Origin of the sequence: Mesorhizobium sp. M2A.F.Ca.ET.037.01.1.1 (assembly GCF_003998075.1) — a bacterium.
Taxonomy (GTDB): Bacteria; Pseudomonadota; Alphaproteobacteria; order Rhizobiales; family Rhizobiaceae; genus Mesorhizobium.
The window spans coordinates 1-11,484 of the sequence record NZ_RZSA01000088.1 but is presented as its reverse complement, the minus strand read 5'-3'; the positions used below and the strand labels follow the sequence as shown (position 1 = coordinate 11,484).

Sequence of the window (11,484 nt, the reverse complement as noted above, 5' to 3'; positions counted from 1 at the left end):
GGACCACCTTCTGCTGGTTGCCGCCCGAAAGCGTGCCTGTGCGGGTCAAGACCGAGGGCGCCTTGATGCCCAGGTTCTTCTTCTGCTTTTCCGCCGTCGCAAGCTCGGCGCCGGCCGAGACCAGCGAACGCCTGGCATGCGCCGGCAGGTTGGGCAGCGAGATGTTCTGGGCGATCGAGAGATCGAGCAATATGCCGGTGAGCTTGCGGTCTTCCGGCACGAGGAAGATGCCGGTCGCTACCGCGTCGGCGGCCGAGCCGACATTGAGCGGCTTGCCGTCGAGCGTGACGCTGCCGCCCAGCCGCTCGTCAATGCCGAACAGCACGCGCGCGAGCTCGGTGCGGCCGGAGCCGACAAGGCCCGCAAGGCCGAGTATCTCCGCGCGCCTCAGCTCGATGCTGACCGGCCGGTCCGGATAGGTGCTGGTGCGGATCGCGTCGGCCGACAGCGCCACACTGCCCGGCGCGCGCGTGGCTTCGCCCGCCTTCTCGCGCTCCTTCAGCATGCGGCCGATCATCAGCCTGACCATCTCGTCGTGATTGATCCGGTCCTTCGCCAGCGTGCCGGCCAGCGTCCCGTCGCGCAGCACCACGACGCGGTCGGCGACGCGCTCGATCTCGTGCAGCCGATGCGAAATGAAGATGACGCTGATGCCTTGCGCCTTCAGCCCCTTGATGACGTCGAGCAGTTTTTCGGTTTCCGCCATCGGCAGGCTGGAGGTCGGCTCGTCGAGGATCACAAGGCGGGCCCTGATCGACAGCGCCTTGGCGATCTCGACCATCTGCTGCTGGGCGAGCGACAGCGACGCGACCGGCGCGTCGGCCGAGAAATTGGCGCCGACACGCTTCAACAGCGGCGCCACCATTTCGCGCAGCCTGGCGCGGTCGACCAGCCTCAACGGCCCGGCCTTCAGCGGCTCGCGGCCGAAGAAGATGTTGGCGGCGACGTCGAGATTTTCGAAGAGATTCAATTCCTGGTGCACGAAAGCGATGCCGGAGCCGATGCTCTGCTCGACGGTCAGCCCGTCATGCGCGACGCCATCGACGGTGATGGTGCCGCTGTCCGGCCGCGTCACGCCGCCGAGGATCTTCATCAGCGTCGATTTGCCGGCGCCGTTTTCGCCGACAAGGCCGATGACCTCGCCGGGCCGGACCTCCATCGAGAACCGGTCCAGCGCGACAACGCCCGGATAGGTCTTGCGCACGGCCTCGAGGCTCAGGAACGGAGCGGTGTCTGGGTGAGTGGTGTCGGTAGAGGTCATCGCGCCTGACAGCAGCCGGTGGGCCACAGACTGACCGGCCTTGGCGGGTCCGTCAATACGAACGCCGGCTCAAGGAATCCCTTGAGCCGGCGCACCTGTCTTGGGCTTACTTGCCCTGCATCGCCTTGAGGTTGGCGGCGTAGGCGTCGACATCATCCTTGCCGATGATCTTGGTCGGGATGATGATCAAGCCGTTGGCCGGGATGCCCGACTTGTCGCCCTTGAGGTAGGAAGCCATCAGCTTCATGCCCTGATAGGCCCATTCGAAGGGCTGCTGCACCACGGTCGCGGCAACAGTGCCTTCCTTGACGCCGCCCAGCGTGATCGGATCGTCGTCGAAGCCGACGACGGTGATCTGGCCGAGCTTGCCGGCGTCGCGCAGCGCTTCATAGATGCGCGGCGTGTTGTAGGAATAGAAGCCGACCATGCAGGTGATGTCTGGGCTGGCAACCAGCGCGTCCTCGACATTCTTCTTGGCGCGCGCCTGGTCGATATCGTCGCCGCGCACGTCGACCAGCTCGATCTTGCTGCCGGCGAGCCCGTCCTTCATGCCCTGGATGCGCTCCTTAGCGTTGTCGGCGCCGAGCAGGCCGACGAAGCCGAGGCACTTGCCGCCGTCCGGCATCGCCTTCTTGGCGATCTCGGCCGCCTGCTTGCCGGCATCGACGTTGGACGAGCCGATATAGGCGACGCGCTTGGTCTGCGGCGCGTCGGAGTCGGTGGTGAACAGCGCGGTTTCGGACGCGATCTTGTTCAGCCCGTCGGTCGAGGTCTTGGGATCGACGGCCGAGACCATGATGCCCTTGACGCCAGCCGTCACCAAGTCATCCATCAGCCGCTGCTGGATGGCGACCGAGGACTGTTCGGGATACTTCAGCTCGAGATTATAGTCGGGCAGTTCGCCCTGCGCCTTCTTAACGCCGGCTTCCGCCGCCTTCCAGAAGTCTGACGCGCCGTTGACGACGAAGGCCAGCGTCGGCTTGTCGTCCGCGCGGGTAACCGCCGTGGCCGCAAGTCCGATGAGCAGGGCCGCCGCGGCGACAGATGCGTTACGGATCATGGATTTCATAGTTCAACCTCCCTTGTAGAACCTGACTGTAGAACTCGTCGCCGATGTCTGGCCGCGGTCCGGACAACCCTCCTCCTCAAGGGTCTGGCGCAAAGGTCCGCCGACTTAAGAACGGTGCCGATCGGGCCGCGGTCGAGACACTAGACACTCATGTGGCGTTCGTAAATAGTCCGATTTGTCCGACATTTCGTGGAAACGGATGCAGGCCCAGACCGGCGATAAAAGCCGGGTTTCGAGCGAGCGTCCCTCGCACCTGCCGCGCCGAACGGATGCCCGGACAGCCACGGCGAGTTGACAGTAGAACGCTTGCCGCTATTAGTAAAGACTATTAGTTATGAAGCCGCGAGGCGCACTTTCGACGCGGAGGAGACGCTGGTCGAAGGACGTGCCGGGAGTAAGGAGGGCGAGCGCTACAAAGTCTGCAGCCGCGCGGAAAATGGCCGAATTGTCAGCATTGCTGACCTTGTCTGACCGGTTTCGTCGCAAAGCGGCGTAGCCAGCGATTTGCATGTCATGCCTGCTAATACATATTAGTTGGCGCATGTCGGTAAACGCAGCGGCCTCGACCATCTTGCCGTTGCCGCCGCCTTTGATTTAGAGCCGGCTGGGTTTGGGAAACGACCATGAGCGAACCGACGGACCTGCGCGATCCTCCCGGGGCTTCCAGGCGCCGCAAGCCGGCGGCCAAGCCGAAGGGGCGCGTGACCATGACCGACATTGCGCGCGCCGCCGGCTGCTCGCAGGCGACGGTCTCGTTCGTGCTCAACAATTCGCCGGGCATCAGGCTGTCGCAGCAGACACGCGACCGGGTGATCGAGGCGGCGCGGGCGCTGGGCTATTCGCCGCCGGTCTTCTCGGCGCTCAGGCCGCCGGTGACGCCGTTCGAGGGCCTGGACGGCGTCATCGGCTTCGCGGTCGACCAGCTCGCCACCAGCCCCGAGGCGGTGGTCGCCATCGAGGGCGCGCGGCAGGCCTCGTGGAACGCCGGCAACGTGCTCTTGGTTGCGCAGACCATGGGCGACGCGGTGATGGAGCCGCGCGCGATTTCAGCGCTGACGCGGCGGGGCATCTCGGCGCTGATCTATATGACCATCTTCACGCGCGAGATCACGGCGCCGGATTTCCTCTACAGCCTCGACATCCCGGTCGTCCTGCTCAACTGCTACACCGCCGACTATGCCTTCCCGGCCGTGGTTCCCTCCGAGATCGCCGGCGGCCAGAGCGCGACAAGGCACCTGATCGCGCATGGCCATCGCCGCATCGCCACCATCACCGGCGAACCGTGGATGCAAGCCGCGCAGGATCGGCTCAAGGGCTACCGTCGTGCCCTCGCTACCGCCGACATCCCCTTCGATCCCGAACTGGTGGTCGAGGGCGACTGGTCGGCCAGCGCCGGCTACGCCGCGACGGTGAAACTGCTTGGACTCAAGGAGCGGCCCACCGCGATCTTCTGCCAGAACGACCGCACCGCGATCGGCTGCTACGAGGCGCTGAAGGAAGCCGGCCTGCATATCCCGCGGGACATCTCCGTGGTCGGCTATGACGACGAGGAGATCGCCCGTCATCTCTCCCCGCCGCTGACCACTTCGATCCTGCCGCATCTGGCGATGGGCCAATGGGCGATCGAGCAGTTGGAAACCCCGCCGACGCCCGGCCGCGGCCGCTATCCCATCACCAAATTGGAGTGCCCGCTGGTGGAGCGGGAGAGCGTGGCGGGCGTGAAATCACCTACATAACCGCCGATCCGGTCGGCTACCTTGCTGCCGATGTTGCAGATTGCCCGGCGACTATGCAGCAGTTGCGCCGTCGTTTAGCTTAAGCTGATGAAAGGGAGGTTCCGATGACGTCCACCTTCACCGTCCATGCAGCATCCGGTTATGAGCAACTCATGGGGCGCTGGAGCCAAAGGCTCGCGCCCAAATTCATCGATTTCGCCGGGCTTGCCCCCGGCGAGACAATCCTGGATGTCGGCTGCGGCACCGGGAGCCTGACCTTCGAGCTGGCGAAATCGGCCGATCTTGCCGAGATCCAGGCCATCGATTTTTCCCCGGTCTTCGTGGCGGCGACGAAGGAGAAAAACACCGATCCGCGCATCACCATCAGCCAGGCCGATGCCACGGCGCTGCCTTTCGCGGACAATGCATTCGACCGCGCGCTGGCGCTGCTGGTGCTGCATTTCGTGCCGGAGGCCGGCAAGGCGGTGGCCGAGATGCGCCGCGTGGTGCGACCAGGCGGCATAGTCGCGGCAGTGGTCTGGGACCATTACGGCGGCATGACCGGGATGCGCATGATGATCGACACTATGGCGGCGCTCAGCGAAAGCGGACGCCAAATGCGCAGCCGCTACTGCTTCCAGCCGATGATGCAGCCGGGCGAGATGAAGCGGACCTTTGTCGAGCAGGGTCTCGTCGAAGTCACCGAGGCCGAGCTGATGATCCGCATGGACTACGCGGATTTCGACGACCTCTGGGCGCCGATCGGCGCCGGAGAAGGCCCGCTCGGCAAATACATCACCACTCTGGATACGGCCGAGCGGCAGCGCGTCGAGGCCGCCATGCGCGATGCCTATCAGGCCGGCCGGCCCGACGGCCCGCGATCCTTCGCCAATGTCGCCTGGGCCTGTCGCGGCATCGTGCCCTGAAGCCAAGGCGCGCGTCAGTTGCCGCCGGTGGCCGCGGCATTGATCTCCCAGCCGTCGACCCAGACCTGCCGCAGCCGGTCGCCCTCGCCCTTGAACCACAGGTTCGTTGGCCGGCAGTCCTCGATGCGGTCGCTGCGGAAATTGCGGATCGCCTGGCGCAACTCGCACCAGGCGACGATGTTGGCGGTCTCGGCATAATAGATCAGCGCGACCGGACGGATGATGCGCTCGCTCGCCCGTCCCGCCTCGTCGCGGTAGGAGAGAGCGAGCTTCTCCTCGTCGCGGATGGCGCGGCGGACCTGCGCAAGGTCGACGGCGGAAGCTGAAGGCGCCGCAAAACCCCAGGCATGAAGCGCATTGGCGTCGAGCGTCTGCCGCAAGGGCGACGGCACGGCGCCGGCGATCTTGGCGCCGACGCGTTTTGCCGCCTGCTTCAGCTCGTCGTCACCGGTGCGTTCGAGCAGCGCCAGCGACAGCACGATCGCTTCCATCTCCTCGATGGAAAACATCAGCGGCGGCAGGTCGAAGCCGGGGCGCAATATGTAGCCGATGCCCCGTCCGCCCTCGATCGGCACGCGCATCGCCTGCAGGGCGGCGATGTCGCGATAGACCGAGCGCACCGTCACCTCCAGTTGTCCGGCCATCGCAGCTGCGGTCACCGGTTTTCTGGCCAGACGCAGGATCTGGATGATCTCGAACAGGCGCGAGGCCTTGCGCATTTTTCCACCCGACCGAAACGCAACTGACACATCCCCGTCAGTTGGCGTGACCTATAGGGCCGCCTACGCACTTCAAAAATCAACAGATTCCTTTTTGCCCCGGCGGGCGAAGCGACAGGCAACTGACATGAGCTATGGCGAAAACCTCTGGCTGTTCTTCGTGCTTCTGTTCGGCATCATCGCCGTTCCGGGCATGGATATGCTGTTCGTGCTGGCCAACGCGCTGACCGGCGGCAGCAACCGTGGCCTGGCCGCGACCGCAGGCATCATGCTCGGCGGCGCGGTGCACACGCTGAACGGGGCGATCGGGGTCGGCCTGCTCATGCATTTCGTGCCGGTGCTGTTCACGCCGCTGCTTATCGTCGGCGCCGCCTATATGGCCTATATCGGCATTTCGCTGATGCGCAGCTCGATCACCGTCGGCGATGACGGGCCAGCCGGCAGCCGCTCGGCCTGGCAGGCGTTCCGCCAGGGCCTGGTCACCTGCCTGATCAATCCGAAGGCCTATCTCTTCATCCTTGCCGTCTATCCGCAATTCCTGAAGCCGGCTTACGGTCCGATCTGGATGCAGGCGACGATCATGGGATTGCTGACGGTCGCCACACAGGCGGCGATCTATGGCGGGCTCGCCGTTACAGCGGGCCGCAGCCGGGGGCTGCTGGTCGACAATCCGCGAGCGACCATATTCGCAGGCCGCGCAGCAGGGTTGTTGCTGTTCGGGGTATCGATCTTCACCGCCTGGGAAGGGTTGAGGGCGGCCTGACCGCCGCCCTCTGCATTCGGCTTATGCCGCGCCCTGGCGGCTGGCGAGCAACTCGCGCTTCACGGACCGGCGCCATTCGACGGCGCCGGCAAGGCCGTGAAGCACGGTCTCGGTGGTCGCCCAGTCGATGCAGCCGTCGGTGATGCTCTGGCCGTAGGTAAGCGGCTTGCCGGGCACGACGTCCTGGCGGCCGGCGACGAGATTGCTCTCGATCATGACGCCGATGATGCGCTCGTCGCCGGCTGCGACCTGACCGGCAACGTCATGCGCCACCTTCGGCTGGTTCTCCGGCTTCTTGGCGCTGTTGGCGTGGCTGACATCGATCATCAGCCGCGGAGCGATGCCGATGCGGCCGAGCTCGGCGGCGGCGGCATCGACGCTTGCGGCATCGTAGTTCGGCTGAATGCCGCCGCGCAGGATCACATGGCAATCCTCATTGCCCGTGGTGGCCGCGATCGCACTGCGGCCGCCCTTGGTCACCGCCATGAAATGATGCGGCTGGGCTGCCGACTTCACCGCTTCGCCGGCGATCCTGAGATTGCCGTCGGTGCCATTCTTGAAGCCAACCGGGCAGGAGAGGCCCGATGCCAGCTCGCGATGGATCTGGCTTTCGGTCGTGCGCGCGCCGATGGCGCCCCAGGCGACGAGGTCGGCGATGTATTGTGGGATGGTCATGTCGAGGAACTCGGTCGCCGCCGGCAGGCCGAGATTGTTGACGGCCGACAGCACGTTGCGCGCCATGCGCAAGCCCTTCTCGATGTTGAAGCTGCCGTCGAGATCGGGATCGTTGATCAGCCCCTTCCAGCCGAGCGTGGTGCGCGGCTTCTCGAAATAGACGCGCATGACGATCTCGAGCCGGTCGGCCAGGGTCTCGCGCAGCGCCGCCAGACGGCTGGCATAGTCAACGGCCGCGACCGGATCGTGGATGGAACAAGGGCCGACGATGACAAGCAGTCGATCGTCGGCCCCGGTCAGGATCGAATGAATGGTGTTGCGCGAGGCGGCAACGGTGCGCGTCGCGGTGAGCGAGCGCGGTATCTCGCGCATCACCTCGTCCGGCGTGCTCAAGGCTCTGATTTCGGTGACCCGAAGGTCGTCTGTGGTGGTCAACACGGCTTTCTGCTCCTGATTTAGGAGACCTGCCGGCTTGAAACAAAAAAGCCGCCAGGTCTGGCGGCTTGTCGGATTTTGATCTGGAGTTTTTCAGATCGAGCGCAATCCTCCCGCCGCCAGCGAGCTACCGTAGCTAAAGTACCAAAACGAGGCGGTCAGGTGGATCATGCGGCTCATATAGTCGATGCGAGGGCGGTTGTCACTACTCCCCAATCACGCCGGCTATGTTCTGATCATAATCGACGAGGGAGCCGGTCATGACGCCGGCCTGAGGGCTCAGCATATAGGTGATCAGCCGGGCTAGCTGCGCCGGCTTGACCAGCTGGCCCATCGGCTGCGCTGCCTCTGCCTTCTCCAGCCAGTCATCCGACGCTCCGTGCCATTTCTTCTGCACGATCGCCTCGCCCTCGGTGTCCATCCATCCCGGCAGCACGGCGTTGCAGCGGATGCGGTTCTTCCGGTAGGCGCTGGCGACATTCTTGGTCAGCGTCATCAGCGCACCTTTGCTGGTCGAATAGGGCGTGAGGAAGGACTGGCCGGCATGCGCCGACATCGACAGCACGTTGACGATCGAGCCGGGCGCCTTGCGCTCCAGCAGATGCGCGACAAGGCCCTGCATCAGGAAGAAGGGGCCGCGGACATTGGTGTCGAAGATCTGGTTGAAGAGTTCTTCGGTGGTCTCCACTAACGACCCCCGCGCGGACGTGGCGGCGGCGTTGACCAGCGCGTTCAAGGTTCCGAAATGCTCAAGCGCCGTCGCGACCGCGCGCTTGCAGTCGGCGACCTTGGCGACATCGGCGCTGATGAAGATGGCGTCGACGCCGTTTTTCTTCAGCACTGCCACCGCCTTGTCGCCCTTTTCCTGCGAGCGGCCGATCAGCGCGAGCGCGCGGCAGCCCTCGTCTGCAAGCGCTTCCGCGACGGCGAAGCCGATGCCCTGCGCGCCGCCGGTGACGATGGCGCGTGTTTCTGAATTGCGACCGGCCAAACCGCTCATCGCTGTGCTCCTGTGTTTTGAATGACCAATGGATTTTCGAGATTCATTGACGTTCCGTTCGGTTTCCCGGTGCCTTGGCCCACGTTGATAACTTGGCCGAAGCGGCCCGACTTCGTCATCCTAGGGCGAAGCAGGAGCGTAGCTCCGTTGCGGAGACCCTAGGATCCATGCCGTGACCCCGGCCGAAGAAAGCGGCGGAGCAGAATTTCTGGACCGTTGCACACCGCTCCGATGTAACGGCATGGATCCTCGGGTATGCGCGCGTCGCTTCGCTCCTTGCTCCGCCCGTGGATGACGACGCGATGGATGTTCCGGCTAATCGCCACCCTTGCAGACCAACAAACCGACCATCCTTCAAAGCGTTCGCCCAACCGGACTAATCGACGCGGACGGTCTTCCCCGTTTTCGCCGACTCCAAAGCCGCGTCGGCCAGCTTCAGCGCGATCAGTCCGTCCTTGCCGCTCGGCGCCGCCTTCTTGCCGGCAGTCGCCGCGGCGATGAAGGAGGCGATCTCATTGGCATAGGCATCGATGTAGCGGGTCATGAAGAAGTCGTGTAGCGGCGGGCGGGTGTAGCCCTTGTCGTTGGCGAGCTCGATCGAGACCGGCCGCTGGTTCTCGGCGGCGACCATGCCTTTCGAGCCATGCACCTCGATGCGCTGGTCATAGCCATAGGTGGCGCGGCGTGAGTTGGAAATGACGGCCTGCCTGCCGGACGCGGTTTCGAGGATGACGCTGACCGAATCGAAATCGCCGGCTTCGCCGATCTTCTTGTCGACCAGCACCGAGGCGTGGGCGCTGACCGCGACCGGCTCCTCGCCGAGCAGGAAGCGCGCCATGTCGAAATCGTGGATGGTCATGTCGCGGAAAATGCCGCCGGAGCGGGCGATGTAATCGAGCGGCGGAGCGCCCGGATCGCGGGACGTGATGGTGACCATCTCGACCGTGCCGATGGCGCCGTCGTCGATCGCCTTGCGCACGGCGGCGAAATGCGGGTCGAAGCGGCGGTTGAAGCCGACCATCAGCGTGGCGCCGGTCTTCTCGACCACCGCCAGGCATTTTTCGACGCGCTCGACGGAGAGGTCGATCGGCTTCTCGCAGAAGATCGCCTTGCCGGCCTTGGCGAAGCGCTCGATCAGGTCGGCATGGGTGTCGGTCGGCGTGCAGATGATGACGGCGTCGATGTCCTTGGCCTTTTCGATGGCATCGATGCTGCGCACTTCGGCGCCATAGGCAGAGGCCAGCTCGGTCGCCGCTTTCTCGAAGGCATCGGCCACGGCGACGAGTTTTGCCTGCGGGTTGGAAGCGACGGCGCGGGCATGCACCTTGCCGATGCGGCCGGCGCCGAGGAGAGCGAAGCGGAGTGTCATGGAATGTCCTTCGAGGGTGGGTTTGTAGGCCTATCCGCGCCTTGCGGCGCGGACGATTGGTTCGTCGGACGCCGTCAGGCGGCCTGCAGTTCCGCCTGGCCGGTCTTGGCGCCGGTGATGTAGGCGACGATGTCGTTGCCATCGGTGTCCTGCTTGCGCAAATTGGCGACGATACGCCCGCGGCGGAAGACGACGATGCGGTCGACCAGGTCAAACACCTGGCGCATGTTGTGGCTGACCAGGATCAACGGCTCGCCGTTCTCCTTCAGCGTGCGGATGATGTTTTCGACCTGCGCGGTCTCCTGCACGCCGAGCGCCGCGGTCGGCTCGTCCATGATGATCAGCTTGGAGGCGAAGGTCGCCGTCCTGGCGATCGCCACGCACTGGCGCTGGCCGCCCGACATGTGGCGGATGGTGCTGGAAAGGTTAGGAATCTTCACCGCCGTGCGGACAAGCGCTGCCTCGGTGGCCTTGCGCATCGCCTTGCGGTCGAGGATGGAGAAGGGGCCGAGGTTGAACAGCACCTTCTCGCGGCCGAGGAACAGGTTCGACGGCACGTCGAGATCATCAGCCAGAGCGAGGTTCTGGAACACAGTCTCGATGCCTGCCTCGCGCGCCTCGATCGGGCCGGCGAAGTTCACCTCCTTGCCGTCGAACCAGATCTTGCCACTGGTGCGCTGCTCGACGCCGGTGATCTGGCGCACGAAGGTCGACTTGCCGGCGCCGTTGTCGCCCATGATGGCGACATGCTCGCCCTTGCGCAGCTCGAAATTCGCCTCCTGCAGCGCGTGCACGCCGCCATAATGCTTGGTGAGGTTTTCGGTTTTCAGAACGATATCGGACATGGTCAAGCTCCTATCGCGCGGCGGCGCTGGCGCCATTGATCGAGAACGACCGCGCCGACGATGATCACGCCCTTGACCATCTCCTGATAGTAGGCGTCGAGGCGCAGGAAGGTGAAGCCGGAAATGATGACGCCGAAGATCAGCGAGCCGATCACGGTGCCGATGATCGAGCCGCGGCCACCCGACAGCGAAACGCCGCCGATGACCGCCATGGCGATGGCGTCGAGCTCGTACATGACGCCCATGCCGGCCTGGGCGGTGAGGTTCTTGGACGACAGCACCACCGCGGCGATCGCGGCCAAGATGCCGGCGATCGCGTAGACCAGCACCTTGTGATTGGCGATCTTGATGCCCGACATGCGCGCGGCGTCCTCGTTCGAGCCGATGGCGTAACAGTGCTTGCCGTATTTCGTGTAGGTCAGGATGAGCTGGAACAGGATCGCCAACGAGATGAAGATGACGACCGGCATCAGCCCCTTGCCGATGGCCGCGAAGCTGTCGGTCGGAAACGAGATCGGCTGGCCCTTCGACCACCATTTGGCGATGCCGCGGGCGGTGACCATCATGCCCAGCGTGGCAATGAAGGGTGGGATGCGGGTGTAGGCGATCAAGAGGCCGTTGATCAGGCCGGCGATCAGGCCGCAGCCGACAGCAACCAGCAGCGGCACGATGACCGGCAGGTCGGTCCAGCCATAATTGATGAACAT

General features: G+C 64.6%; 11 protein-coding genes. 3 read left to right on the top strand and 8 right to left on the bottom strand.

Annotated elements, in window-relative coordinates:
• Positions 1 to 1,261 (bottom strand): sugar ABC transporter ATP-binding protein (locus EOA27_RS07095; RefSeq protein WP_145970282.1); only part of this gene is annotated, 1,261 nt, incomplete at its 3' end.
• A 106-nt stretch (positions 1,262 to 1,367) separates the two neighbouring features.
• Complete coding sequence (locus tag EOA27_RS07090) at positions 1,368 to 2,330, bottom strand: sugar-binding protein (RefSeq protein ID WP_126080074.1); 963 nt, start codon at positions 2,328 to 2,330, stop codon at positions 1,368 to 1,370.
• 623 nt (positions 2,331 to 2,953) lie between these two features.
• Between EOA27_RS07090 and EOA27_RS07085 the strand changes: the two genes are divergently transcribed.
• Positions 2,954 to 4,066, top strand: a complete 1,113-nt coding sequence (locus EOA27_RS07085; RefSeq protein WP_189561975.1) for a LacI family DNA-binding transcriptional regulator — start codon at positions 2,954 to 2,956, stop codon at positions 4,064 to 4,066.
• Between the two features lie 104 nt (positions 4,067 to 4,170).
• Positions 4,171 to 4,971: a class I SAM-dependent methyltransferase gene (locus EOA27_RS07080; RefSeq protein ID WP_126080075.1), complete on the top strand. Its 801-nt coding sequence runs from the start codon at positions 4,171 to 4,173 to the stop codon at positions 4,969 to 4,971.
• A 14-nt stretch (positions 4,972 to 4,985) separates the two neighbouring features.
• Here EOA27_RS07080 and EOA27_RS07075 read toward each other — a convergent pair whose 3' ends face one another.
• Positions 4,986 to 5,690 (bottom strand): YafY family protein, encoded by a 705-nt coding sequence (locus tag EOA27_RS07075; protein ID WP_126080076.1) that lies wholly within the window; start codon positions 5,688 to 5,690, stop codon positions 4,986 to 4,988.
• 127 nt (positions 5,691 to 5,817) lie between these two features.
• Here EOA27_RS07075 and EOA27_RS07070 point away from each other — a divergent pair, with 127 nt between their 5' ends.
• Positions 5,818 to 6,453: a LysE family translocator gene (locus EOA27_RS07070; RefSeq protein ID WP_126080077.1), complete on the top strand. Its 636-nt coding sequence runs from the start codon at positions 5,818 to 5,820 to the stop codon at positions 6,451 to 6,453.
• A gap of 21 nt (positions 6,454 to 6,474) precedes the next feature.
• On the opposite strand, the gene EOA27_RS07065 is transcribed toward EOA27_RS07070, so the two are convergent.
• From EOA27_RS07065 to EOA27_RS07045, 5 genes are all read right to left on the bottom strand, one after another.
• Positions 6,475 to 7,566, bottom strand: coding sequence for a 3-deoxy-7-phosphoheptulonate synthase (locus EOA27_RS07065; RefSeq protein WP_126080078.1), 1,092 nt, complete (start codon positions 7,564 to 7,566; stop codon positions 6,475 to 6,477).
• Between the two features lie 202 nt (positions 7,567 to 7,768).
• Positions 7,769 to 8,563 (bottom strand): SDR family oxidoreductase, encoded by a 795-nt coding sequence (locus tag EOA27_RS07060; RefSeq protein WP_126080079.1) that lies wholly within the window; start codon positions 8,561 to 8,563, stop codon positions 7,769 to 7,771.
• A 376-nt stretch (positions 8,564 to 8,939) separates the two neighbouring features.
• Positions 8,940 to 9,932 carry an inositol 2-dehydrogenase gene (gene iolG / locus EOA27_RS07055; protein WP_126063304.1) on the bottom strand — a complete coding sequence of 331 codons (993 nt, stop codon included), beginning with the start codon at positions 9,930 to 9,932 and terminating at the stop codon, positions 8,940 to 8,942.
• Positions 9,933 to 10,006: 74 nt separating this feature from the next.
• Complete coding sequence (locus tag EOA27_RS07050; RefSeq protein ID WP_042637543.1) at positions 10,007 to 10,777, bottom strand: ATP-binding cassette domain-containing protein; 771 nt, start codon at positions 10,775 to 10,777, stop codon at positions 10,007 to 10,009.
• A 2-nt stretch (positions 10,778 to 10,779) separates the two neighbouring features.
• Positions 10,780 to 11,484 (bottom strand): ABC transporter permease (locus tag EOA27_RS07045; RefSeq protein WP_145970281.1); only part of this gene is annotated, 705 nt, incomplete at its 5' end.

What these genes read in the sequence shown, in the direction of transcription:
- EOA27_RS07090 (WP_126080074.1), bottom strand. Translation starts at nt 2,330, where the DNA reads ATGAAATCCATGATCCGTAACGCATCTGTCGCCGCGGCGGCCCTGCTC.
- EOA27_RS07085 (WP_189561975.1), top strand. Translation starts at nt 2,954, where the DNA reads ATGAGCGAACCGACGGACCTGCGCGATCCTCCCGGGGCTTCCAGGCGC.
- EOA27_RS07080 (WP_126080075.1), top strand. Translation starts at nt 4,171, where the DNA reads ATGACGTCCACCTTCACCGTCCATGCAGCATCCGGTTATGAGCAACTC.
- EOA27_RS07075 (WP_126080076.1), bottom strand. Translation starts at nt 5,690, where the DNA reads ATGCGCAAGGCCTCGCGCCTGTTCGAGATCATCCAGATCCTGCGTCTG.
- EOA27_RS07070 (WP_126080077.1), top strand. Translation starts at nt 5,818, where the DNA reads ATGAGCTATGGCGAAAACCTCTGGCTGTTCTTCGTGCTTCTGTTCGGC.
- EOA27_RS07060 (WP_126080079.1), bottom strand. Translation starts at nt 8,563, where the DNA reads ATGAGCGGTTTGGCCGGTCGCAATTCAGAAACACGCGCCATCGTCACC.
- iolG (WP_126063304.1), bottom strand. Translation starts at nt 9,932, where the DNA reads ATGACACTCCGCTTCGCTCTCCTCGGCGCCGGCCGCATCGGCAAGGTG.
- EOA27_RS07050 (WP_042637543.1), bottom strand. Translation starts at nt 10,777, where the DNA reads ATGTCCGATATCGTTCTGAAAACCGAAAACCTCACCAAGCATTATGGC.